Consider the following 23,995-nt stretch of genomic DNA (forward strand, 5'->3'; position numbering starts at 1 on the left):
TGTGCGATGATCCGTTCCATGGCCGTCGCCGCTCGCATCAAGCCGCAGGAGCTGTTCGCGCCCGAGGACTGGGCCCGCCTGTCGGCGCGCTCGTCCTGGCGCGGGATCGCCATGATCGCCCACGCCTGGGGGGTGATCCTGGCGGCCGGAGCCCTCTTCGTGGTCTGGCCCAACCCGCTGACCTACGTCGTCGCGGTGATGCTGATCGGCGCGCGCCAATTGGGGCTGGCGATCCTGATGCACGAGGCCGCGCACGGCGGCCTGCACCCCAATCTCAAGGTCAACGACTGGCTGGGCGAGTGGCTGTGTGCGGCCCCGCTGGGCGCCTCGCTGAACGCCTACCGCCCCTATCACCTGACCCACCACAAGTTCGCCCAGCAGGCCGAGGACCCGGACCTCGTGCTGTCGGCGCCGTTCCCGACCACCCGGGCCTCGCTGCGCCGTAAGATCATCCGCGACCTGACGGGCCAGACCTTCTTCAAGCAGCGGCTGGGGCCGATCATCGCGGGCCTGAAGAAGCGCCAGCACGGCCAGGCCCCGGGCGCGATCTTCGCCCGCGCGGCTGCCGTCCAGAAGCGGTTCCTGCTGATCAACCTGGCCATGCTGGTCGCGCTCAGCGCGGCGGGCCTGTGGTGGGCGTGGCTCGCGCTGTGGCTAGTCCCGATGGCCACCTGGTTCCCGCTGGTCACCCGCCTGCGCAACATCGCCGAGCACGCCCTGGTGGCCAAGGACGAGCCGAACCCCTTCCGCCACGCCCGCACCACCCGCGCCAACTGGCTCGAGCGGGCCCTGGTGGCCCCCTACCACGTCAATTTCCACGCCGAGCACCACCTGTTCATGCACGTGCCGTGCTGGAACCTCCCCCGCGCGCACCGGCTGCTGGCCGAGAAAGGCCTGACCGAAGGGATGCTGACCGCGCCGGGCTATCTGGCCGTGCTGAAGGCGGCGTCGGGCAAGGTGACGGCGTAAGCCCCCTCCGGCCCTCCGGGCCACCTCCCCCAGAGGGAGAGGATCTAACAGCGCCGCGCAAGATGCTCCCCCTCTGGGGGAGCTGTCGGCAAAGCCGACTGAGGGGGTCTCGCACGCCGCAAAGCGGTTATAACCCGCCCATGATCGTCCAGACCCTGGAAGGCCGCCGGGCCTTCATCGCCGACAACACCCGCCTGCTGCCCACGCCGCACGCGCCCGAGCTGGTGCTGCATCTGGCCGACGAGATCACGCCGCTGTGGAAGCTGACCGAGGAAGCGCTGGAAGAGATCGGCCTGCCGCCGCCGTTCTGGGCCTTCGCCTGGGCCGGCGGCCAGGCCCTGGCGCGCTACGTGCTGGACCATCCCGAGATCGTGCGCGGCAAGACCGTGATCGACTTCGCCACCGGCTCGGGCATCGTCGCCGTCGCGGCGATGAAGGCGGGGGCGAAAAGCGTGCTGGCCGCCGACATCGACGTCTTCTGCGAGGCGGCCGTCGGGCTGAACGCGGCGGCCAACGGCGTCGAGATCGCCTTCACCGACGAGAACCTGCTCGACGCCCCGCCGCCGCCGGCCGACGTGCTGCTGGCCGGCGACATCTGCTACGAGGGACCAATGGCCCAGGCGGTCATGGCCTGGCTGGCGCAGGGCCGCGCGGCCGGGGCCAGCGTGCTGATCGGCGACCCTGGCCGCACCTACTTCCCCAAGGACGGCCTGGAAAAGCTGGCCGAGTACCAGGTGCCCACCACCCGCGAACTGGAAGACCTGGCGATCAAGCGCACCAGCGTCTGGACTCTGCCCTGAGCGGAAGTTAGAACATAATAAGAACATTCTGAGGAATACGCCCATGCGCGAAGACGGCAAGATCGACTACATCGAGTGGGCGGGCGGCGAGCTGCCGGCGACCAAGGCCTTCTACGCGGCCGCCTTCGGCTGGAGCTTCACCGACTACGGCCCCGGCTACACCGCCTTCGAGGGCCAGGGCGCAGACGGCGGCTTCGTGGGCGACATCACCGAAGAGCCGGCCAAGCCGCTGGTCATCCTCTACGCCCACGACCTGGAAGCCATGGAGGCCAAGGTCGTCGCCGCCGGCGGCGTGATCGTGAAGCCGATCTTCGAGTTCCCCGGCGGCCGCCGCTTCCACTTCATCGACCCGGCCGGCAACGAACTGGCCGTCTGGAGCGCCACCGGCTTCGAGTGACCCCCTCAGTCGCTTCGCGACAGCTCCCCCAGAGGGGGAGCATCTCGGCGCAATAAATCCTCCCCCTCTGGGGGAGGTGGCCCGGAGGGCCGGAGGGGGCCGTTTTCAGCTGCCGCGAGCGATGGCCGCCCTCCCGCCGATCGCCTGCCATAGGGGAGGATCCCTCAGCCCGCCCCCCGCAAAAACCGTCACACATCGCTTTCAAACTCCGACGCCTGACGATCGGCCGGGCTCGGGGGAAGCGACATGGACGAACGGACGTGCGGTTCCTGCGGCCTGTGCTGCAAGGTGCTGGCCATCGAGGCCCTGGCCAAGCCCGATGGCGTCTGGTGCGGCTGCTTCCGCAAGGGAGGCGGCTGCGGGTCTTACGAGACCCGCCCCGGCGCCTGCCGCGACTTCCACTGCCTGTGGCTGAGCTCGGAAAAGCTGGACGACGCCTGGCGGCCCGACAAGGCCGGTTTCGTCATGTATCCCGACCGCGACGGCAAGCGCCTGAACGTGGTGGTCGATCCAGGCAGGCCCGCCGCCTGGAAGCGCGAGCCCTACTACCGCCGCATCAAGGCCATGTCGCAGCGCGCCTACGACGGCTACGAACTGGTGGTCTGCGTCGGCGACCGTCGCACGGTGGTGTTCCCCACCGAGGACGTCGACCTGGGCGTGCTCGACCCCAGCCACAAGCTGGTCAGCGGCTATGTGACCCGCGACGGGGCGCAGGTTCCCTTCGCCATGGTGCTGAGCGACGCGGCCGTGTGACCCTGCAAGGCGTCAGACGCGGGGCGATCGAAAGGAATGTCCAGGCCGAAACCTGGCAACAGGCCGTCGGCAGGTCGTTCCTTATCCCCGCCAACAGGCCTATCTAGCCGCCCATGAGCGATTTCGACGACACGGACGACCAGGGGGACGACAACGGGGGCAGGCGCCGGGCGCTGTCGAACGTGCAGGTGCTGGGCTTCCTGGCCCGCTTCTGGCTGCGCCGCAAAGCGATCTTCGCCGCCGGCGTCACCCTGACCCTGATCGCCGTGGCCTTCGACCTGGCCCTGCCCTGGGCCTCGGGCAAGCTGATCGACGTGGTCGCCGCCGGACAGAAGGGTCAGGCCTGGGGCGCGTGGGCCGCCTTCGTCGGCGTCTACCTGGCCTTCTCGCTGATCCGCAACGTCGCCCACCGGTTCTGGATTCCGCTGGCCGCGCGCAACATGGAGGAGATGACCAACGAGGGTTTCTCCCGCGTGCAGGCCTTTTCGTCCGACTGGCACGCCGACAGCTTCGCCGGCGCGACGGTGCGCAAGCTGACCCGCGCCATGTGGGGCTATGACAGCGTCACCGACGCCTTCACCATCTGGCTGGCGCCCAGCCTGATCGTGCTGATCGGCCTGTCGGTGATGATGCTGGTGCGCCAGCCGCTGGCCGGCGCCATCTCGCTGGTCGTGGTGGTGCTGTACCTGGCGGTGAACCTGTGGGTCACCGAGCGCTATGTCCGCCCGTCGAACCTGAAGTCCAACGCCCTGGATTCCGCCATCGGCGGGGCCCTGGCCGATGCGGTCACCTCCAACCCCACCGTCAAGGCCTTCGGCGCCGAGGCCCGCGAGACCGAGCGCCTGGCCCAGGTCACCGCCGCCTGGCGCGATGCGGTGATGGTCACCTGGAACCGCTTCACCGACGTGTGGCTGGGCCAGAACCTCTTGCTGGTGCTGCTGCAGGCGGGCCTGTCGGGGGCCATGGTATGGAGCTGGCTGCAGGGCAAGGCCGGCCCCGGCGACGTCGCCTTCGCCATCACCGCCTTCCTCTTGATGAGCGGCTATCTGCGCAACATGGGCGAGAACATCCGCATGCTGCAGAAGGGCCTGGACGACAGCGAGGACGCCGCCGCCTGGGCCACCCTGCCGCCGCAGATCGCCGACGCTCCCGGCGCGCCCGCCTTCGTTCCCGGACCCGGCCAGATCGCCTTCCAGGGCGTGACCTTCGCCTATCGCAACGCCGGCGCGCCGCTTTACGACCGCTTCTCGCTGGAGATCGCGCCGGGCGAGAAGGTGGCCCTGGTCGGCCCGACGGGCTCGGGCAAGTCGACCTTCGTCAAGCTGATCCAGCGCCTGCACGACCTGCAGGGCGGGCGGATCCTGATCGACGGCCAGGACGTCGCGCGCGTGACGCAAGGATCCTTGCGCCGCGCCATCGCCGTGGTGCCGCAGGACCCGGCGCTGTTCCACCGCTCCCTGCTCGACAACATCGCCTATGGCCGCCCCGACGCCACCTTCGACCAGGTGGTGGAGGCGGCCAGGAAGGCCCGCGCCCACGACTTCATCCTGAAGCTGCCGCACGGCTACGACACCCTGGTCGGCGAGCGCGGCATCAAGCTGTCGGGCGGCGAGCGCCAGCGCGTGGCCATCGCCCGCGCCTTCCTGACCGACGCCCCGATCCTGGTGCTGGACGAGGCCACCTCGTCGCTGGACGTCGAGACCGAGGCCCTGGTGCAGGAGGCCGYCGAGGCCCTGATGCAGGGCCGCACCACGATCGTCATCGCCCACCGGCTGTCGACCGTGCGCGGCGCCGACCGCATCCTGGTGTTCCAGAACGGCCGCGTCGTCGAGGAAGGCCGCCACGCCGACCTCAAGGCGGCGGGCGGGGTCTATGCCAGGCTGAACGCGGTCAGCGAGGGCGCTTAAGGCGTCACCGCCAGCAGGTTGACCGACTTACCCCGCGGCCTTTTTTTCCGGCGGCGGCGCCAGCTTGGCCTCCGGCGGCTCCCTGCGCTCGCAGCCTGGCTGGCCCAGCGTCATGTGATGGCGTTGACCGGCGATCTCCAGGTCAGGCAGCGACGGCGGCAGGGGCTTGAGCTGTCCGGCCGCGAAGACGTCGCGGATGTTGTAGGTCGGGCAACTGGACAGGGTCACCTGGCCGTATTCCCGCCACCGTCCGGTCTCGTCGCGCCGATGGATGACGATGTCGTAGCCGCTCGACAGCAGCAGTTCGGGATCGCCCGCGCCGTCGATCTGAACCAACGTGCCGATGCACCAGGTGTCCGGGGCCAGGCCGCAGCCAGACAACGGCGGCGCGCCGAGCGCGGTGAACTGGGCCACGAAATCGGCCGGCAGCACCTGGCCGGCCGGCAGCATCTGAACCTTCTTCAGAGCGGCCTTGTTGGCGTTGGCGAAGATGGGGTTTTCGCGGGCGGCTGAGGCTGCGCGCCGATCGGCGGCCTCCTGCCACGTCTTGGGCGCGGCCCTGGCCGCCCGGGCGATGGCCGGATCGGCGTGCTTCTCCAGCGCCTCGACCGCCTTCACGCCGCGCTGCCCGGAGCGAAGACGCAGGAACTCGAAGTCGAACGCCTCGGGCTTGACCTTGCCGGCTTCCAGGCGCGCCACCTGGCTGTTCACCGACAGCCGCGCGGGATCGGCGAGCGGCGTGAACAGCGCCAGCAGCACGACGATGGCGACGAAGGCCATGGCGATGTTGGTCGCCTCCAGCGGCTTCATCCAGGCGCCGGGCTTGAGAGCCGCGATCGCATAGCCGACGGCGTAGCCTGCCGCGACGATCACGCAGGCCGCGCCATACACCCGATCGGGCGTGAAGCCGTACTGGTCCACCCGCAGCCAGATGGCGTAGGCGGCCAGGATGGTGATCGGCGCCAGCAGCAGGCCGGCGATCCGCGCGGCCCAGGCCAGCACCTTCGGCGGCTGCTCGGTCCCGTCCTGATAGGCGGCGTTGGTCAGCACGATCAGGGCTGCGGCCGCCGTCAGCAGCAGGGCCGCGGCCTTCTTGGTGGCCCACAGCAGCGCCAGGCCCTGGAACGGCAGGGTCGCCAGGAAGCCGGCGGCGATCAGCACCATCAGCGGCAGCAGCCAGGCCAGCAGGGTCAGCGATACCGTCCGCACGCCGCGCACCAGCCCGGCCCGCACGTCGGTCAGCTGCACGGCGGCGGCGAACATCACCGCCGTGGCCGGAAAGCCGAACCAGGCCTGCTCGATCAGTTTCTTGATCGCGTCGACGCCGATCATCGAGAACAGCGCCGAGGCCAGCACCAGCAGCAGCCAGAAGGCGCCGGTGAACAGGATCGACAGCGCCAGCTGCACCCCGTGCTTCCAGGTCTCGTCGAAATAGGTGGCGAAGCGGGCTATCGGCCGCCGCTCCATCTCGGCCGGCTGCACCAGGTGGTGGCCGATGAACAGCAGGGCCGCCACGGCATAGACCACCACGCCGTTCGGCCACATGCCCTCGGACGAGTACTGCAGCCTGGCCGCGTTGGCGGCGTAGCCGGTCAGGCCCACGGCGACCGCGAAGGCGACCAGCTTCCAGATCGCCAGCCGGCCAAGGCGCATGGTGGACAGCCCCGCCAGCACCACGAACGGCGTGAAGAACACGCCCGCCGCCAGGGCCATGAACAGCGCCGGACTGGTCGCCGGCCACAGCCGATGGGCGGCCGCGTGGTCCAGTCCGAACAGCAGCAGGCCCTGGACCAGGCCCGTGGCCAGGCGCAGGACCGCGACGCGGCGCTGGGCCTTGAGGTCGACGGTCTCGGGCGCGGGCTCGGTCATGGCGTCTTTTCGCTCAACTCTGAAAGGCGCTGGCAAGGGAGCACACCCATGAAGGCGCGACTAGGGCGAAGCTTGCCGCTTCGCCCCTCTGCACGCCTTGCCCCGACGCCCGCCCACCCCTAGGTTCCGCCGCGTTCCAGGAGTTTCCGTACCCATGGCCTACCGCTCGCTTCGCGAATTCATCGACGTGCTGGAGGCCCAGGGCGAGCTGGTGCGGGTGAAGGAACCCGTCTCGTCCGTGCTCGAGATGACCGAGATCCAGACCCGCCTGCTGGCCACCGGCGGCCCGGCGGTGCTGTTCGAGCACGTGCTGCTGCCCGATGGCTCGCGCTCGCCGATGCCGGCGCTGGCCAACCTCTTCGGCACGGTCAAGCGCGTGGCCATGGGCGTCACCCTGGGCGGCGAGCCGCGCACCACCGCCGGCGAGTTGCGCGAGGTGGGCGAACTGCTGGCCTTCCTGCGCCAGCCCCAGCCCCCTAAGGGCCTGAAGGACGCCATCGACATGCTGCCGCTGGCCAAGACGGTGCTGTCGATGCGCCCGGGCACGGTCAAGAAGGCGCCCGTGCAAGAGGTCGTGCTGACCGGCGACCAGATCGATCTTGCCAAGCTGCCGGTGCAGACCTGCTGGCCGGGCGAGCCGGCGCCGCTGATCACCTGGGGCCTGGTGGTCACCAAGGGCCCCAGCGACGACCGCGAGGACGACTTCAACCTCGGCATCTACCGCATGCAGGTGCTGGGCAAGGACAAGGCGATCATGCGCTGGCTGGCCCACCGCGGCGGGGCCCAGCACTACGCCCGCCACAAGAAGGCCGGCAAGAAGGAGCCCCTGCCCTGCGCCGTCGTGCTGGGGGCCGATCCCGGCACCATCCTGGCCGCCGTGACGCCGGTGCCCGACACCCTTTCGGAGTACCAGTTCGCCGGCCTGATGCGCGGCGCCAAGCTCGACCTCGTGCCGTGCAAGACCGTACCGCTGATGGTTCCGGCCCAGGCCGAGATCGTGCTGGAGGGCCACGTCCTGCTCGACGAGTACGAGGACGAGGGCCCCTACGGCGACCACACCGGCTACTACAACAGCGTCGAGAAGTTCCCGGTCTTCCAGGTGACGGCGATCACCATGCGCAAGGACCCGATCTATCTCACCACCTTCACCGGCCGTCCGCCGGACGAGCCCTCGGTGCTGGGCGAGGCGTTGAACGAGGTGTTCATCCCGCTGATCCGTCAGCAGTTCCCCGAGATCGTCGACTTCTGGCTGCCGCCCGAGGGCTGCAGCTACCGCATCGCCGTGGTGTCGATGAAGAAGGCCTATCCGGGCCACGCCAAGCGGGTGATGCTGGGCGTGTGGAGCTACCTGCGCCAGTTCATGTACACCAAGTGGGTGATCGTCGTGGACCACGACATCAACGCCCGCGATTGGAAGGACGTGATGTGGGCGATCAGCACCAAGATGGATCCCGCGCGGGACATCACGGTGATCGAGCACACCCCGATCGACTATCTCGACTTCGCCTCGCCGGTCAGCGGCCTGGGCAGCAAGATCGGCCTGGACGCCACCGACAAGTGGGAGCCCGAGACCAATCGCGAATGGGGCGAGGAGATCCGCATGGACCAGTCGGTGATCGACGCGGTCAGCGAGAAGTGGTCGCGCCTGGGCCTGCCCGGCGAGGGCAAGCCGATCTGGAAGGGCAAGTAATCCATAGCGTCTGAAATCGGGGGATTTCGTGGACCCATTCGAGTTCTTCTTCAGCTTCTACGGCCTGCTGCTGGGCTTCTCGGTGGCCGAGCTGGTGGGCGGCTTCGCCCGCCTGCTGCACGAGCGGCGTAACGTGCGGTTCGGCTATCTGACCCCGCTGCTGGCGCTGTTCGTGGCCATCGACATCGCCAGCTTCTGGAACCAGGCCTGGGTGATCTTCCGCCCAGCGCCCTACAACTACGCCCTGCTGATCGTCGGCCTGGTGGTGGCCAGCACCTTCTATGTCGCCGCCACCCAGGTGTTCCCGCGCGAGCTGAAGGCGGGCGAGGACCTGGACGACCATTTCTGGACCCGCAAGCGCCTGGTGCTGCTCAGCGTCATGGGCGCCAACCTGCTGATCCTGTTCCTGTTCATAGGTCTGCTCTTTCTGAACGGCGAGATCGCCAAGCTGCGGCTCTCGCTCGGTTTGTGGCTAGGCACCCCGATGTTCATGATCCTGACACTGATCGCGGCCCTGTCGCGCCGGCGCTGGATCGTCACCGCCGCGCTCGGCGTGCTGCTGGCCTATCAGGGCTGGCAGATCTTCGGCTCGGCCAAGGCGCTGGTCGACAAGGGCGGCTGGTCGCTGTTCGGCGGCTGACGCAGTGCGTGGCCCTCGCCCTTCGACAGGCTCAGGGTGAGGACCACTTCCGAACGCCGGGCAGAAGAAAAACCTCATCCTGAGCCTGTCGAAGGGCGAGGTTTTCGCCGCCTACGCCGCCTGCCGACAAGACTTCACCCCTTGCCATCGCCACCTGGAGGCGCGACGAACAGCACCATGCGCTCGACCGCTCTGCTCACCCTCGCCCTGCTTGCATTGGGAACGCCCGCCATGGCCCAGACCCCCGCCGCCAAAGCCCCCTGGGACCAAGCCTTCCTGCCCCCGGCCCCGCACTGGCAAGGCGCCAGCCAGGCGCTGATCCGCGACGCGTCCGATCCGTGGGTCACCGCGTTCGAGGCCGATCCCGAACACGACTTCTCGCCCAACTACGTCGACACCCGCGCCTGGTTCGACAAGCTGGACAAGGCCAGCAAGCTGGTGCGCGTCGAGGACTTCGGCGTCTCGCCCGAAGGCCGGCCGATCTTCGCCGTCATCGCCAGCAAGGACGGCGAAAAGCTGGACCCGAAAAAGCCGCTGCTGCTCGTCCAGTGCGGCATCCACCCCGGCGAGATCGACGGCAAGGACGCGGGCATGATGCTGCTGCGCGACATGGCTTTCCACGGGAAGGACGGCCTGCTCGACAAGGTCAACCTGGTGCTGATCCCGATCCTGTCGGTCGACGGCCACGAGCGCTCGGGCCCCTATTCGCGCCCCAACCAGCGCGGGCCGCGCATCCAGGGCTGGCGCAACACCGCCACCAACCAGAACCTCAACCGCGATTTCATGAAGCTCGACCAGCCCGAGATGCAGGCGCTGAAGCGGCTTCAGGCCAAGTATCACGCCGACCTTTACGTCGACGTCCACGTCACCGACGGCATGGATTACCAGTACGACGTCACCTACGGCTACAACGGCGAGGACGGCGTCTGGTCGCGCTCGCCGGCCACGGCCAAGTGGCTGGACGACGCCTTCAAGCCGGCGATGAACAGGAGCCTGGAGGCCGAGGGCCACATCCCGGGCGAGCTGGTGTTCGGGATCGACGAGCGCAACCCCAAGGCCGGTCTGTCGGACGGCGGCCTCGGCGAGCGGTTCTCCAACGGCTGGGGCAGCGCCGCCCACGTGCCGACCATCCTGATCGAGAACCATAGCCTGAAACCCCACGCCCAGCGGGTGCTGGGCACCTACGTCTTCATCGAAACCTCGCTGAAGCTGCTGGCCGAAAAGGGCGGGTCGTTGCGCACCGCGGTCGCCGCCGACAGCGCCCTGCGCCCGGCGACCATCCCGGCCAACTTCGTCGCCGACGACAAGCCGACGGTCACCCGCGCCTTCAAGGGCATCCGTTACGAGACCTATGACAGCGTCGCCTCGGGCAAGACCGAGATCCGCTGGTTGGGGCAGCCCGACCCCGAGCTCTGGCAGCTGCCGTTCTACGGTTCGCACCCGACGCTGCAGCTGGCCCGTCCGAAGGCCTACTGGGTGCCCAGCTATCGCGCCGACATCATCGAGCGGCTGAAGCTGCACGGGGTGAAGGTCGAGACCCTGGACGCGCCCAGGAGCGTCGCAGTCGAGATGCTGCGTCTGGTCGAGCCCAAGCTCGCCCCGCGCGCCAACGAGGGCCACGTGCAGATGAGCGTCGAGCAGGTGACGACGCAGAAGCGCGACTGGACCTTCCCCAAGGGCTCGGTGCGGGTGTCGACCGACCAGCCGCTGGGCGATCTGGTCGTGCTGCTGCTCGAGCCGCAGTCGAGCGAAAGCGTCTTCGCCTGGGGCATGGTCCCCGAGGTGCTGAGCCGCGTGGAATATATCGAGCCCTACGCCATCGCGCCGCTGGCCGAGAAGATGATGGCCGCCGATCCGGCGCTGAAGGCGCAGTTCGAAGCCAAGCTTGCCGCCGAGCCCAAGTTCGCCGCCGATCCCGACGCGCGCCTGGCCTGGTTCTACAAGCGCACGCCCTTCTACGACGACCGCCACCTGCTCTACCCGATCGCTCGGGAGAACTAGCCGCCGCTGGAGCGTGGGGTTCAGTCGTCGAGCCCCACGATCTCCTCAGCCCGGCGGGTCACGGCCGACAGGCGGTCGGCCCAGTCCTCGGCCAGGGCCTCGGGATCATCGCCGCGCCCCGCGCCCGTGGGGCCGTCCCAGACCATGGCGGCCTTGGCGAAGGGCAGCGGGATCAGGGTGGCGTCCCACGACCCCAGGCGGATGCAGGGCTTGGCGGCCAGGCCCACGAAGATCACCGGCGCGCCGGTGACGCGGGCCAGGGACGGGGTGCCCTTCTCCATATGCTCGGCCGGGCCGCGCGGGCCGTCCGGCGTGATGGCGATGCCGCCGCCGTCCTTCACCCACTTGACCATGTCGCGGAAGGCCTGCTCGCCGTGCTTGTTCTTGGCCAGGTCGGTCTTCTTGGCCGACGAGCCGCGGATCGACGGGAAGCCGAGCTTTTCGACGGTGCGGGCGATGAACTCGCCGTCATTGGACAGCGAGATCAGGGCGCGCATGTCCTGGCGGGCCGGGCTCTGCGGCCAGCTGAGCGGCGACATCGGAATGCGCGAATGCCAGAAGCACAGGATCGCGCCCGTGCCCTTGGTGCGCCCTTGGGCCCACACGGCCTCGGCTTTGTCCTGGCCCTCGACCGTCATTCGCAGCGTCGAGAAGACCAGCTTGGAATAGCCGGCGAAGATCGAGGACAGGACCTTGATGACCAGGGGGGAACGCAGAGGCCTCAAGAGGCGGTCTCCTCGGAACCGGAAAGGGGAGCGTGGTCGAGGTCCTGCGCCTTGGCCAGCCGCGCGTAAAGGCCCTTGGCGCGCACCAGGCCGGCATGGGTCCCGGTCTCGACCACCTTGCCCTTGTCGATGACGTAGATGCGGTCGGCGTGCTTCACGGTCGACAGGCGGTGGGCGATCAGGATGGTGGCGCGGCCGGCCATCAGCCGCTCCAGCGCCGCCTGCACCAGGGCCTCGCTCTCGGTGTCGAGCGCGCTGGTGGCCTCGTCGAGCAGCAGGATCGGGGCGTTCTTGAGGAAGGCCCGGGCGATGGCGATGCGCTGGCGCTGGCCGCCCGACAGCCGCGTCCCGGCCTCGCCGACCCGGGTCTCGTAACCTTCCGGCAGAGCGGAGACGAAGTCGTGCGCCGCAGCCTGGCGGGCGGCGGCCTCGACCTCGGCGTCGGTCGCGCCCGGCTTGGCGTAGGCGATGTTGGCCCGGATGGTGTCGTCGAACAGGAACGGCTCCTGCGTCACCAGGGCGATGCGGTCGCGCAAGCTGGCCAGGGTCACCGAGCGCACGTCATGGCCGTCGATGCTGACCGCGCCGCCGGTCACGTCATAGAAGCGCGGGATCAGGTTGAGGATCGAGCTCTTGCCGCCGCCCGACGGGCCGACCAGGGCCACGGTCTCGCCCTTTCGCACCCGCAACGACACATCCGACAGAGCCGGCGCGCCTTCCCCGTAGGCGAAGTCGACATGGTCGAGGCTGACCGAGCCGTCGCCCGGCGGCAGGGCCGGGGCGCCGGCGGGCTCGACGATCGTCGGCGCGACGTCGAGGGCGGCGAACAGGCGGCGGGCGGCGGTGAAGCCCTCGGCCATCACCGTCTGCAGGTTGGTCACCTGGCGCAGCGACTGGCCCGCGGCCATCAGCGCGCCCAGGAAGGCGGTGAAGTCGCCGGCGGTGATCCCGCCGGTCATGGCGCGCCAACCGGTGTAGAGCAGCACCAGCGCGACGATGATCGTCGTGAAGGCCTCGGTGGCCGGGGCGGCCATCGACTTGGCGTTGCTTCCCTTGACCAGGTGCTTCTGGCGGCGGGCGATCACCTCGCCGACCCGGGCCTCCTCGTCGGCCTCGCGGTTCTCGATCTTGACGATCTTGATGCCGTCCAGGCTTTCCATGATCGCCGTCGACAGGGCCGAGGTCTCGCCCATCGCGCCCTTGGCGGCCTTGGTGGTCTTCTTGGAGAAGCGGCGGGTGATCAGGCTGACCACCGGCGCGATCAGCAGCACCGCGCCGGTCAGGATCGGGTCGTAGTAGAACATCGTGCCGATGGCGCCGATGACCACCAGGCTCTCGCGCACGTAGTTGACCACGCCCGTGGTCGAGGCCTCGCGGATCAGGCCGGCGTCGTACAGCACCGAGGCGACGTAGGAGCCCGAATGCGCCCCGCGCAGCCGCGCCAGGTCGGCGCGGACCAGCCGCCCGAACAGCCCGACCTGGACGTCGCCGACGATGCCGTTGCCGATGCCGTTGATGATCCGGGCCTGCAGCACCTGGAAGACGGCGCGGACCACGGCGATGCAGGCGATCGCCAGGGGGATGGTCCAGATGGCTTGCCGCGTCGGGTGGGTGATCAGCTTGTCCACCGCCGGGCCGACCAGCCACAGCAGCAGCGCGGTCAGGCAGGCGACGAGCGCCGCGCAGACGACCGAGACCATGAAGCCCTTCCAGCGCGGCCGCAGGTAGTCGCGCCAGACCCGCGCGGCCAGGGCGCGGTTGGAAAGCTCGGTCGCGGGGGTTTCGGTCATGGGCGAGGGGTCGGATTTCGGAGGAGGACTGTCAAGGACACCGGCGCCGCACTGCGGCAGCAAAACGACGCGGGGTTTTGCAAATGAGCCCGGCGAGACGTATCTAGGCGCGTTTTCAGAGGATCGCCACTTGGCCGGTTACGACCTTTCCACGCGCTGGGGGCGCTTCAAGACCTATCTCCACTTCCTGTGGAACGACCACGCCTATCTGCGCGTGGGCTTCACCAACGCCCACTGGGTGAGCCCCGAACTGGTGCGCACCAACCAGCCCTGGCCGTTCCAGCTGGCCTGGTGGAAGAAGCAGGGCATCAAGACGGTCGTGAACCTGCGCGGCGGCTTCGACGGCAGCTTCTACGCGCTGGAGAAGGACGCCTGCGAGCGCCTGGGCATCAAGATGGTCGACTTCGTGATCACCTCGCGCGAGGTGCCGATCCGCCAACGGGTGCACGGCGCCAAGGAACTGTTCGAGACGATCGAGTACCCGGCCCTGATCCACTGCAAGTCGGGCGCCGACCGGGCGGGCATCATGAGCGTGCTCTACGCCCACTATCGCCTGGGCCTGCCGATCGAGGAGGCCAAGAAGCAGCTGTCGGGCCGCTACCTCCACATCAAGGAGGGCAACACCGGGGTGCTCGACTACACCTTCGACCAGTACCTGGAGAAGGGCGCCCCCAAGGGCCTGACCTTCACCCAGTGGGTCGACAGCGACGACTACGATCCGGTCGAGATGAAGAAGACCTTCCGCGCCGGCATGCTGGGCAAGGTGCTGACCGACAAGCTGCTGCGGCGGGAATGAAGTCTTCCCTCTCCCCTTGCGGGAGAGGGTGGCCTCCCGGAGGGAGGTCGGGTGAGGGGTCTCTCAGAACTCCGGGAGAAGAGCTCTGCGGACAGGCCTTTCGACCCCTCATCCGTCATCCTGCGGATGACACCTTCTCCCGCAAGGGGAGAAGGATCCGCTCTTAAGCCACGCTCGGATCCAGCAGCTTGTGGGCGTGGATGATGAAGTAGCGGGCGTGGGCGTTGTCGACGGTGGCCTGGGCCTTCGACTTCCAGGCGGCGTAGGCTTCGTTGTAGGTGGCGTAGGCGCCGACGAAATCCACCTGCGACAGGTCGCGGAATTCGGTGCCGGCGACATCCTTCAGTTCGCCACCGATCACGATATGAAGAAGCTGCTTGTCGGACATGGGGGAGCAAGATCCTGCGGAGTTTTTGATTATGGCAGGTCGATATGCCCGACGCGTGACAGGATCAACGGGTGAAGCGCCCTATTCGCGCAAACCAGGCTCGGAACCGTCGGATTCGGCCGATTGTAGGCGAATTTTCGGCCGAGGTGATCGGTAAGCAACGCTCCGGCCTCGCCGCAGATCAGGTCGGCGGCGGCCAGATCCCACTCGCTCTTGGGGGTCAGGGCGATGGCCGCGTCGAAGGCGCCGGCCGCCACCAGGCAGATGCGGTAGGCGATCGAGTTGCGGCTCTCGACCCGCATCGGCGGCCAGGGCTCGGGCCAGGCCGGATGGGCGAACATCTTGGCGTCGCCCAGCATCGCCGCGCCGTCCAGCGCGGTCGACAGGCTGGGCGCCAGGGCCGCGCCGTTCAGGGTCGCGCCGCCGCCGGCCGTCGCGGCGTAGGTCTCGTCCAGGGCCGGGGCGTGGACGACGCCGACGATGGGCCGGCCGTTCTCGACCACCGCCACCGAGACGGCGAACCACGGCTTGTCCTTCATGAAGGCGACGGTGCCGTCGATCGGGTCGACCACGAACTGGCGGCCGGTGGCCAGGCGGGCCGGGTCGTCGACCGTCTCTTCCGACAGCCAGCCGTAGTCGGGCCGCGCCGCGCGCAGACGCGCCTTCAGGAGGGCGTCGACGGCAAGGTCGGCGTCGGTGACCGGCGAGCCGCCGTCCTTCGACCAGATCTTCACGCCCTTGGCCCGGGCCGCCAGGGCCAGGGCCCCGGCCTCGCGGGCCGCGTCGAGGATCAGGTCGAGGTCGCTCATCATTTGCCCGCGATCGCCAGGGCGTCGACCAGCAGCGACGGACTGTTGCTGGCGCCGCGCAGTTCCAGGTCGGCCCCCACGACCAGCCGGCCGTAGATGTCGATCAGGTTGCCGGCGACCGTGATCTCGGTGACCGGATAGGCGATCTGGCCGTTCTCGAACCAGAAGCCCGAGCAGCCCACCGACCAGTCGCCGGTGTTGCCGTTCAGCGAGGGGCCGAACATCGAGGTGACCAGGAGGCCGTCCTTGGCCTGGCCCATCAGGCCGGCCAGATCCAGCTCGCCCGGCTCCAGGGTCAGGTTGTGGGTCGACACGCCCGGCGCCCCGGCCGAGCCGCGCGAGGCGTGCCCCGTCGTCTCCAGGCCAAGCTGGCGGGCGCTGGCGCTGTTGAGCAGCCAGGTGGTCAGCACGCCGTCGTCGATCAGGGCGCGGCGCACCGTGGTCACGCCCTCGTCGTCGAACGGGGCCGAGCCCAGGCCGCGCACGCGGTGCGGATCGTCGGTCAGCTGCACGCCGGCGGCGAAGATGCGCTGGTTCAGCTTGTCCTTCAGGAACGAGGTGCCGCGGGCGATGGCCGGGCCCGAGATGGCGCCGACCAGCGGGCTGATCAGCGACATGGCCAGGCGGTTCTCGAAGATCACCGGGGCCGTGGTCGAGCCGATCTTGCGCGCGCCCAGGCGCGCGACGGCCTGCTGGCCGGCCTTGGCGCCGATGGCCTCGGGGCTGGGCAGGTCTTCTGCATGCCGCACCGACCGGCCCTCGCCGCCGCGCTCCATGCCCGCGCCCTCGCCGGCGATGGCGCTGGCCGAGACGCCGAAGCCCGTGGCGGCGTGCTGGCCCGAGAAGCCGTCGCTGGTCACCAGGCGCCAGACGGTCGAGCTCCAGCTCGACGAGCCGCCGTCGGAATTGGTCACGCCCTCGATGGCGCGGGCGGCCGCCTCGGCGGCGCGGGCCTGGTCTTCCAGGGTCTCGGCCGAGGGCTCGTAGGCGTCGACCAGGTCGAGATCGGGGAACGGGCCCTTGGCCAGCCGATCCTGCGGCGCGAAGCCGGCATAGGGATCCTCCGGCGCCAGGCGGGCCATGGCGACGGCGCGCTCGACCAGCTTGGCGCGGGCCTCGGGGCTGACGTCGGAACCGGAGACGGTGGCGCTGCGGCGGCCGACGAAGACGCGCAGGCCAAGATCCTTGGCCTCCTCGCGTTCGACTTCCTCAAGCTCGCCCAGGCGCACGCCCACGGAAAGGGACTGGCGCTCGGCGAACACGGCCTCGGCGGCGTCGGCCCCGGCCTTGCGCGCGGCGGCGACGACGTCATGCAACAGGTTTTCGTCCATGGCGTCTTATGGCGAGGCGGGCGGAGCGGGGCAAGCGCCGCCCTCGGGATTTAGGGGATCGCGTAGAGCAGCAGGATGACGCCGCCGAACACGTAGGCCAGCCAGGTGCAGATCATGCCCACGGCGCGCGGCACCGAGGCGCCGCCGCTGCGCGACAGGCCGACGGCGTGGATCAGGCGACCGGCGAACAGGACGAGGCCCACGCCATGCACGGCGATGGCCGGGGCGCCGACCACGGCCAGCACGGCCAGCACGCCAAGGCCCGTGGGAATGTATTCGCTGGCGTTGCCGAAGGCGCGCACCGCGCGGGCCAGCTCCGGAATGCCCTCGTCGCCCAGGGCCACCTTGTGCTTCTGGCGCAGGCGCACGACCAGCAGCGACATCACCAGCAGCAGAAAGACATGCAGGCCGGCCCACAGAGCGGCGGCATGGCCGGAGGCGGAAACGTCCATCGACGGACCCTTCGTACAGAAAGCGGGGCCGCATAAGGCCCTGGCTTGCGCGCTCCTGGCAACTGGTGACGTGACGTAAGCGTGGCCTTGGGGCGATCAGCGCAGGCTGTAGCCGCCGTCGGCGAACAGCGTCGTTCCTGTGGTGAAGCCGTTGGTCAGCAGGAACAGCACCGCCTGGGCGATCTCGGCCTGGGTTCCGGGGCGGCCGGCCAGCGAGCCGGCGGCCTGGCCGGCGAAGGCGGCGTCGCGGACCTGGGCGGGGCGCCGGGCCCAGAGGTCGCCGTCGATCGTGCCCGGCGCGATCACGTTGACCCTGACGGGGGCCAGGTCGACCGCCAGGCCGCGCCCGAACGCCTCGATCGCGCCGTTGGCGGCGGCATAGAGGGCCGCGCCCTTCGGCGGCCGGGCGCTGGCCGCGCCCGACATCAGCACCACCGCGCCATCGGAGGCCAGTTTCGGCGCGGCCGCCCGCACGCAGCGGACCTGCCCCCAGAACTTGCCGTCGAACGGCGAAGCCAGCGCCGCCTCGTCGGGATGGTCGAAGGGGGCGATGGCGTAGGTCGCGGCCGGGGTGAACAGATGGTCGATCCGCTCCAGCGGCGCGAGGAAGGCCGCGACCGAGGCGGGGTCGAAGACGTCGATCGTCGCGGCGCGGGCGGCCGCGCCCAACCGTTCGCGCGCGGCGGCCAGGCGACCTGGCGAGCGGCCGCCGATCACCACCCGCCCGCCGCCCTCGACGAAGGCCTCCGCCGTGGCCAGCCCGATCCCCGAACCGCCGCCGATCACCACCAGGGTCTTGTCATCGTATCGCATGGCCCAAGGCATAGGCGGCGGCGCACAGCGACAGAAACGACTTGAATTCCGGTCATTGCGGATCTGAAGTCGGGAATGACCTTGATCCCCTCCCTCGACGGCTACAGCGGCGTGCGGGCCTTCGTGGCCGTGGCCGAGCATGGCGGCTTCGCCGCCGCCGCGCCGGCGCTCGGCCTGTCGCCCTCGGCCGTGGGCAAGGCGGTGCAGCGGCTGGAAGGCCGGCTGGGCGTGCGCCTTCTGGCCCGCACCACCCGCAGCGTCGCCCTTACCGAGGACGGCCGCCTCTACCACGCCCGCTGCGTGGCGGCCCTGGCGGGCCTGGCCCAGGCCGAGGCCGAACTGAAGCAGGGGCGCGGCGAGCCGTCGGGCCTGCTGCGCGTCGCCCTGCCGCCGCTGCTGGGCCGCGCCTTCGTGATGCCCGTGCTGCTCGCGCTCGTCGCCCGCTGGCCGGCGCTGCGGCTGGAGGCGACGTTCGAGCCCCGCCCCGTCGACCTGACCGCCGAGGGCGTCGACCTGGCGGTGCGCATCGGCGCGCTGGACGACCGCGCCGGCCTCGCCGCCCGGCCCCTCGGCGTGCAGCGGCGGGTGGTCTGCGCCACGCCGGCCTATCTCGATGCGCGCGGGCGGCCGGGCAGCGTCCAGGACCTGGCCGCGCACGACTGCCTGGTCGAGACGCGGAACGGCCGGCCCACGCCCTGGCCATATGTCGACGCAGGCGGCGTGGAGCGCGCCTTGCCGGTCGACGGCCGGGTGCGCATCGGCGACGCCCAGATGCTGGCGGAGGCCGCGCGGGCCGGTGCGGGGATCGCCATGGTCCCGCGCTGGCTGGTGGCGCAGGACCTGGCCGCCGGCCGGCTGGAGACGGTGCTGGACGGGGTGTTCGACAGCCCCCTGCCCGTCAGCCTGGTCTGGCCGCGCACGCCCTGGCCCAGCGCCAGGCTGCGGGCGGCGATCGACGCGCTGGTCGAGCGGTACGGCGCGACGCGACCGTGGGAGGCGTGAAGCCGCCTGGCGGGCGGCCGCGCCCCCGCCGGGGACGCCGGGGTTTAGAAGATTGATCCTCGCCGTCCTTGGTGGGATGTAGACCCCATGCCGCACGACCATCCGGGCCACGATCACGACCACGATCACCATGATCATGACCACGGTCATGACCATCACCATGGGCATGCCCATGGACACGGCCATTCGCATGGGCACGGCCACCATCATCACGGCCATGGACACCACGGCCACAGCCACGCCCCCGCCGACTTCGGCCGCGCCTTCGCCATCGGCACCGCGCTGAACCTGGCCTTCGTGGCCGCCGAGGCCGCCGCCGGCTTCTTCACCAGTTCTCTGGCGCTGCTGGCCGACGCCGGCCACAATCTTTCCGACGTGCTGGGCCTGCTGCTGGCCTGGGGCGCCGCGGTGCTGGCCAAGCGCGCGCCCACCGGACGGCGCACCTACGGCCTGCGCAAGGGCACCATCCTGGCCTCGCTGACCAACGCCGCCCTGCTGCTGGTGGCCGTCGGCGCCATCGCCTGGGAGGCCGTCCGCCGCTTCGCCGACCCGCAGCCCGTGCAGACCGGACCGGTGATGATCGTCGCGGCCATCGGCATCGCCATCAACACCGCCACGGCCCTGATGTTCATGAAGGGCAGCAAGGACGACCTCAACGTGCGCGGCGCGTTCCTGCACATGGCCGCCGACGCCGCCGTCTCGGCCGGCGTGGTGATCGCCGCCCTGCTGATGTGGTTCACCGGCTGGCTGTGGCTGGACCCGGTGGTCAGCCTGGCCATCGTCGTCGTCATCGTGCTGGGCACCTGGGGCCTGCTGCGCGACTCCCTGGACCTGGCGCTGGACGCCGCGCCGCGCGGCATCGATCCCAAGGCCGTCGCCGACTGGCTGGCCGCCCAGCCAGGCGTCGCCGAGGTGCACGACCTGCACATCTGGGCCATGAGCACCACCGAGACGGCGATGACCGCCCACCTCGTTCGTCCCGACGAAGCCGACCAGGACCAGTTCCTGCACGACGTCTGCGGCCAGCTGGCCAAGCGCTTCAACATCGGCCACTCGACCATCCAGATCGAACGCGGCGGCCACGCCCACCCCTGCGCCCTGGCCGCCGAAGGCAGCGTGTGAGCCTGCCCTTCACCCTGGCGCTCTATCGGGCCGCGACCACCGCCCTGACGCCGATCGCGCCCGCCCTACTGCGCGGCCGCGCCGGCAAGGGCAAGGAGGACCCCGCCCGGCTGAACGAGCGTCTGGGCCGGCCCGCGATCCCGCGCCCGCCCGGCGTGCTGGTCTGGCTGCACGGGGCCAGCGTCGGCGAGAGCCTGTCGATCCTGCCTCTGGTCGAGCGCCTGCGCGCCGAGCGTCCCGACGCAGCCGTGCTGGTCACCTCGGGCACCGTCACCTCCGCCGAGCTCCTGGCCCGGCGCCTGCCGCCGGGCGCGATCCACCAGTACCTGCCGGTCGACACGCCCAGCGGCGCGGCCCGCTTCCTCGACCACTGGCGGCCCGACCTGGCCGTCTTCGTCGAGAGCGAGCTGTGGCCCAACCTGCTGCTGGGCACCAAGGAGCGCGGCGCCAGACTGGCCCTGGTCTCGGCCAAGCTGTCGGACAAGAGCTATCGCAGCTGGCAGACCCGGCCCCTTGCGGCGGCCTGGCTGTTCGCGGGCTTTGACCTGATCCTGGCCCAGGACGGCCGCGCCGCCGACCGCTTCGCCAGCCTGGGCGGAACCGTCGCGGGCGAGGCCGACCTGAAGTTCGGCTCGCCCGCCCTGCCCGTCGACGAGGCCGAGTACGCACGCCTGCGCTTCCAGCTGACCGACCGGCCGCTGCTGCTGGCCGCCAGCACGCACCCGGGCGAAGACGAGATCGTGCTCGACGCCGTGGCCGGCTTCCACCTGGCGCCGCGCCTGGTGATCGTTCCGCGCCACCCGGCGCGYGGCGAGGCGATCCTGGAGATGGCCAAGGCGCGCGGCCTCGACGCGGTGCGCCGCAGCCAGTCGCCAGGCGACGTGGCCGAGGTGATCGTCGCCGACACCCTGGGCGATATGGGCCTGTGGTACCGCCTGGCCGACCTGGCCGTCGTCTGCGGCAGCCTCGTCCCCGGGATCGGCGGCCACAATCCGCTGGAGCCGGCGCGGCTGGACTGCCCGATGGTTTCCGGACCGCACGTCGAGAACTGGCTGACCGCCTATGGCGATCTCGCCGCCGTCGAGGGCGTGGCCTATGCCGACGGCGCGGTGCTAGGCCAGCGGCTGTCGGCGATGCTGGAGACGCCCGAACGGCTGAAGGCCCAGGCCGCCCGCGCCAAGGCCTTCGTCGACGCCCGCGACGCCACCGCCCGCGAGGGCCTGTCGCGCATCCTGGAACTCGTGCCGCCCAACCCTGCGCCGGAGGTGTCCGCATGAAGCTCTCCACCCCCCGCTGGTGGTATCGCCGCGAAGGCGGCCCCGCGCCGCTGACCCGCGCCCTGCTCACCCCGCTGTCGTGGATCTGGGCCGCCGCCACCGCCCGCCGCATCGCCAGGGCGACCCCGGCCGATCCGGGCGCGCCGGTGATCTGCGTCGGCAACCTCACCGCCGGCGGCGTGGGCAAGACGCCGATCGTGCGCGAGCTGCTGCTGGTGCTGAACAACGGCGGCGTGGCGGCCCACGGCCTGTCGCGCGGCTATGGCGGTTCGCTGAAGGGGCCGATGCGGGTGGACCCCCGCCGTCACAAGGCCGGCGAGGTCGGCGACGAGCCGCTGATGCTGGCCCAGGACTTCCCGATCTGGGTGTCGCGCGACCGCGTGGCCGGCGCGACCGCCGCCGCGGCCGCCGGCGCCCAGGTCATCGTCATGGACGACGGCCACCAGAACCCGGATCTGGCCAAGACCCTGTCGCTGGTGGTGGTCGACGGCGAGACGCGCGACGACGAATGGCCGTTCGGCGATGGGCGGGTGTTCCCCGCCGGCCCGATGCGCGAGCCCCTGGCCGTGGGCCTGGCCCGCGCCGACGCGGTGATCGTGCTGCTGCCGGCCGACCTGCCGGAAGCCGATCCGCAATTGCTGGCCCTGCTGGCCTCCAAGCCGGTGCTGATCGCCCGGCTGGAGCCGGCCGCCCCGCCGCCGGGCGGGCCGCAGGTCGGCTTCGCCGGCGTCGGCAAGCCGTGGAAGGTCGAGCGCGCCCTGCAGGCCGCCGGCTGCGACCTCGTCGACTTCGCTCCCTTCCCCGACCACGGGACCTACAGCGAGGACACCCTGCGGAGCCTCGCCGAACGGGCCCGCGACCTGGGCGCCAGCCTGATAACCACCGAAAAGGACTGGATCCGCCTGCCCCCGGCCTGGCGCGAACGCGTGGCCGCCTGGCCCGTGCGGGCGCGGTTCGAGGACGAGGAAGCGCTGGCGCGGGTTCTGGCGGGGATTTCGTAGCCGCCTGCGGCGGACCCCCTCAGTCGCTTCGCGACAGCTCCCCCAGAGGGGGAGCATTTTGGCGCTTCAGATCCTCGCCCTCTGGGGGAGGTGGCCCAAAGGGCCGGAGGGGGCCTCGCCCTTGGGCGAGGGCTGCAGCTCCCCTTACTTCACCACGACCCCGCCCTTGATCACCGTCTCCACCTTCTGCAGCACCGACACGTCGGCCAGCGGGTCGCCCGACACGGCCACCAGGTCGGCGGCCTTGCCCGGCGCCAGCGAGCCGACCTCGGCCGAGACGCCCAGGTGGTCGGCGGCGTTCACCGTCGCGGCGCGGATGGCGTCCAGCGGCGACAGGCCGGCGCGGTTCAGCAGCACGAATTCGTAGGCGTTGTCGCCGTGGGCGCTGACGCCGCTGTCGGTGCCGAAGGCGATCTTGACGCCGCCGGCGTTGGCGCGGCGGGCCATGTCCAGCATCTTGGGGCCGGCTTCCAAGGCCTTGGCGGTCTGGGCCGGCGTGAAGAAGTTGCCCGGGCTGGCGGCGATGCGGGCCACGTAGTCGCCGGCCATCAGGGTCGGCACCAGATAGGCGCCGTTCTTCTTGAAGAGGGCGATGCTCTCGTTGTCGAGATAGGTGCCGTGCTCGATGGAGTCGCCGCCGGCCTTGAGGAACGCGTTGATGCCGTCCACCCCATGGGCGTGGGCGGTGACGCGGCGGCCCATGCGGTGGGCGCTCTCGACGATGGCGGACAGTTCGCCGTCGGAAAACTGCTGCGACAGGCCGGCGGCGGTGTTGGACAGCACGCCGCCCGTGGCGGTGATCTTGATGATGTCGGCGCCGCGCCAGACCTGCTCGCGCACCGCACGGCGGCAGTCGTCGGCGCCCGAGCACACCGATTCGGGTCGCAGCACGTGCATGACCTCCTCGCTGTAGCCGTTGACGTCGCCGTGGCCGCCGTGGATCGACACGGCCGAGCCGGCGGCGATGATCCGCGGGCCCACGACGTCGCCGCGCTTGATGCCCGCGCGCAGGGCGAAGATGGCGGCGTTGTCCGCCCCCAGGTCGGCGACGGTGGTGAAGCCGGCCATCAGGGTCTTGCGGGCGTAGCCGGCCCCGACCATCGCCTGGTCGGCCGAAGACTCGGTCACCTCGTCGAGGCGCGAGGTCGGGCCCTGCTGGCCGGTCAGGTGCACGTGGCTGTCGATGAAGCCGGGCAGCACGAAGCGGTCCTTGAGGTCGACCACCACGCCGCCGGGCTCCGACACATAGCCGTCGGCGATGCGCACCACCTTGCCGTCCTGCAGCACCACCGTCTTGGCGGTCTCGACCTTGCCGCTGGCCGGGTCGGCCAGCAGCTTGCCGGCTTGCACGAAGGTCAGCGGGCCCGCGGCTTGGGCCGCCGCGAACGACAGGGCCGCGGCCGCGACGCCGAGCGCGGCGGCGGCCAGGAAACGGATACGCATGAAGAGAGCCCCTCTGAACG

General features: G+C 70.4%; 22 protein-coding genes. 13 read left to right on the forward strand and 9 right to left on the reverse strand.

The features are described 5' to 3' along the window. Nucleotides 1-18 precede the first annotated feature (18 nt). From AC1DCG_RS02575 to AC1DCG_RS02595, 5 genes are all read left to right on the forward strand, one after another. On the forward strand, nucleotides 19-969 hold the full coding sequence (locus tag AC1DCG_RS02575) for a fatty acid desaturase family protein (RefSeq protein WP_477031087.1): 951 nt from the start codon (nucleotides 19-21) through the stop codon (nucleotides 967-969). A 140-nt stretch (nucleotides 970-1,109) separates the two neighbouring features. Further along, a complete protein-coding gene (locus tag AC1DCG_RS02580; RefSeq protein ID WP_477031056.1) occupies nucleotides 1,110-1,769 on the forward strand; it encodes a class I SAM-dependent methyltransferase in 660 nt (219 codons plus the stop codon). Nucleotides 1,770-1,812: 43 nt separating this feature from the next. Beyond that, complete coding sequence (locus AC1DCG_RS02585; protein WP_165263058.1) at nucleotides 1,813-2,166, forward strand: VOC family protein; 354 nt, start codon at nucleotides 1,813-1,815, stop codon at nucleotides 2,164-2,166. 246 nt (nucleotides 2,167-2,412) lie between these two features. Beyond that, entirely contained in the window at nucleotides 2,413-2,919 is a 507-nt protein-coding gene (locus AC1DCG_RS02590; protein ID WP_477031057.1) for a YkgJ family cysteine cluster protein, read from the forward strand. A 113-nt stretch (nucleotides 2,920-3,032) separates the two neighbouring features. Continuing rightward, the gene (locus AC1DCG_RS02595; protein ID WP_477041364.1) at nucleotides 3,033-4,826 is read left to right on the forward strand and encodes an ABC transporter ATP-binding protein; all 1,794 of its coding nucleotides are present in this window, start codon (nucleotides 3,033-3,035) and stop codon (nucleotides 4,824-4,826) included. A gap of 27 nt (nucleotides 4,827-4,853) precedes the next feature. Here the strand turns inward: AC1DCG_RS02595 and AC1DCG_RS02600 are convergent, their stop codons facing one another. Beyond that, on the reverse strand, nucleotides 4,854-6,695 hold the full coding sequence (locus AC1DCG_RS02600; protein ID WP_477031059.1) for a DUF4153 domain-containing protein: 1,842 nt from the start codon (nucleotides 6,693-6,695) through the stop codon (nucleotides 4,854-4,856). A gap of 154 nt (nucleotides 6,696-6,849) precedes the next feature. Here AC1DCG_RS02600 and AC1DCG_RS02605 point away from each other — a divergent pair, with 154 nt between their 5' ends. The 3 genes from AC1DCG_RS02605 (at nucleotide 6,850) to AC1DCG_RS02615 (ending at nucleotide 11,026) form a co-directional block, all read left to right on the forward strand. After that, the gene (locus AC1DCG_RS02605) at nucleotides 6,850-8,385 is read left to right on the forward strand and encodes a UbiD family decarboxylase (RefSeq protein ID WP_101716960.1); all 1,536 of its coding nucleotides are present in this window, start codon (nucleotides 6,850-6,852) and stop codon (nucleotides 8,383-8,385) included. A gap of 28 nt (nucleotides 8,386-8,413) precedes the next feature. Then, nucleotides 8,414-9,025, forward strand: coding sequence for a hypothetical protein (locus AC1DCG_RS02610; RefSeq protein WP_477031060.1), 612 nt, complete (start codon nucleotides 8,414-8,416; stop codon nucleotides 9,023-9,025). A gap of 177 nt (nucleotides 9,026-9,202) precedes the next feature. After that, nucleotides 9,203-11,026: a M14 family metallopeptidase gene (locus tag AC1DCG_RS02615; protein ID WP_477037082.1), complete on the forward strand. Its 1,824-nt coding sequence runs from the start codon at nucleotides 9,203-9,205 to the stop codon at nucleotides 11,024-11,026. A 20-nt stretch (nucleotides 11,027-11,046) separates the two neighbouring features. Here AC1DCG_RS02615 and AC1DCG_RS02620 read toward each other — a convergent pair whose 3' ends face one another. Continuing rightward, nucleotides 11,047-11,751, reverse strand: a complete 705-nt coding sequence (locus AC1DCG_RS02620; protein ID WP_477031062.1) for a lysophospholipid acyltransferase family protein — start codon at nucleotides 11,749-11,751, stop codon at nucleotides 11,047-11,049. After that, nucleotides 11,748-13,541, reverse strand: a complete 1,794-nt coding sequence (locus tag AC1DCG_RS02625) for an ABC transporter ATP-binding protein (RefSeq protein WP_477031063.1) — start codon at nucleotides 13,539-13,541, stop codon at nucleotides 11,748-11,750. The genes AC1DCG_RS02620 and AC1DCG_RS02625 overlap by 4 nt, the downstream gene beginning before the upstream one ends. A gap of 130 nt (nucleotides 13,542-13,671) precedes the next feature. On the opposite strand from AC1DCG_RS02625, the gene AC1DCG_RS02630 reads away from it, so the two are divergent. Further along, complete coding sequence (locus AC1DCG_RS02630) at nucleotides 13,672-14,337, forward strand: fused DSP-PTPase phosphatase/NAD kinase-like protein (RefSeq protein WP_165263040.1); 666 nt, start codon at nucleotides 13,672-13,674, stop codon at nucleotides 14,335-14,337. 163 nt (nucleotides 14,338-14,500) lie between these two features. Here AC1DCG_RS02630 and AC1DCG_RS02635 read toward each other — a convergent pair whose 3' ends face one another. From AC1DCG_RS02635 to AC1DCG_RS02655, 5 genes are all read right to left on the reverse strand, one after another. Continuing rightward, the gene (locus AC1DCG_RS02635; RefSeq protein WP_165263038.1) at nucleotides 14,501-14,725 is read right to left on the reverse strand and encodes a DUF4170 domain-containing protein; all 225 of its coding nucleotides are present in this window, start codon (nucleotides 14,723-14,725) and stop codon (nucleotides 14,501-14,503) included. Nucleotides 14,726-14,754: 29 nt separating this feature from the next. Next, the gene (locus tag AC1DCG_RS02640; protein ID WP_477037083.1) at nucleotides 14,755-15,534 is read right to left on the reverse strand and encodes a 3'(2'),5'-bisphosphate nucleotidase CysQ; all 780 of its coding nucleotides are present in this window, start codon (nucleotides 15,532-15,534) and stop codon (nucleotides 14,755-14,757) included. Next, a complete protein-coding gene (locus tag AC1DCG_RS02645; protein ID WP_477031065.1) occupies nucleotides 15,534-16,865 on the reverse strand; it encodes a TldD/PmbA family protein in 1,332 nt (443 codons plus the stop codon). The genes AC1DCG_RS02640 and AC1DCG_RS02645 overlap by 1 nt, the downstream gene beginning before the upstream one ends. Before the next feature lie 50 nt (nucleotides 16,866-16,915). After that, nucleotides 16,916-17,317, reverse strand: a complete 402-nt coding sequence (locus AC1DCG_RS02650; RefSeq protein WP_165263032.1) for an MAPEG family protein — start codon at nucleotides 17,315-17,317, stop codon at nucleotides 16,916-16,918. 96 nt (nucleotides 17,318-17,413) lie between these two features. Continuing rightward, nucleotides 17,414-18,130 (reverse strand): SDR family oxidoreductase, encoded by a 717-nt coding sequence (locus AC1DCG_RS02655; protein WP_477031066.1) that lies wholly within the window; start codon nucleotides 18,128-18,130, stop codon nucleotides 17,414-17,416. A gap of 75 nt (nucleotides 18,131-18,205) precedes the next feature. On the opposite strand from AC1DCG_RS02655, the gene AC1DCG_RS02660 reads away from it, so the two are divergent. The 4 genes from AC1DCG_RS02660 (at nucleotide 18,206) to lpxK (ending at nucleotide 22,532) form a co-directional block, all read left to right on the forward strand. Beyond that, nucleotides 18,206-19,132: a LysR family transcriptional regulator gene (locus tag AC1DCG_RS02660; RefSeq protein ID WP_477031067.1), complete on the forward strand. Its 927-nt coding sequence runs from the start codon at nucleotides 18,206-18,208 to the stop codon at nucleotides 19,130-19,132. 87 nt (nucleotides 19,133-19,219) lie between these two features. Then, complete coding sequence (locus tag AC1DCG_RS02665; RefSeq protein ID WP_165263026.1) at nucleotides 19,220-20,254, forward strand: cation diffusion facilitator family transporter; 1,035 nt, start codon at nucleotides 19,220-19,222, stop codon at nucleotides 20,252-20,254. Continuing rightward, the gene (locus tag AC1DCG_RS02670; RefSeq protein WP_477031068.1) at nucleotides 20,251-21,531 is read left to right on the forward strand and encodes a 3-deoxy-D-manno-octulosonic acid transferase; all 1,281 of its coding nucleotides are present in this window, start codon (nucleotides 20,251-20,253) and stop codon (nucleotides 21,529-21,531) included. The genes AC1DCG_RS02665 and AC1DCG_RS02670 overlap by 4 nt, the downstream gene beginning before the upstream one ends. Beyond that, nucleotides 21,528-22,532: a tetraacyldisaccharide 4'-kinase gene (lpxK, locus tag AC1DCG_RS02675; RefSeq protein WP_477031069.1), complete on the forward strand. Its 1,005-nt coding sequence runs from the start codon at nucleotides 21,528-21,530 to the stop codon at nucleotides 22,530-22,532. Before AC1DCG_RS02670 ends, lpxK begins: the two co-directional genes overlap by 4 nt. Nucleotides 22,533-22,676: 144 nt before the next feature. On the opposite strand, the gene AC1DCG_RS02680 is transcribed toward lpxK, so the two are convergent. Further along, nucleotides 22,677-23,975 carry a metal-dependent hydrolase family protein gene (locus AC1DCG_RS02680; RefSeq protein ID WP_477031070.1) on the reverse strand — a complete coding sequence of 433 codons (1,299 nt, stop codon included), beginning with the start codon at nucleotides 23,973-23,975 and terminating at the stop codon, nucleotides 22,677-22,679. Nucleotides 23,976-23,995: the final 20 nt, after the last annotated feature.

The sequence above is a fragment of the Caulobacter sp. 10L414 genome, assembly GCF_056395525.1.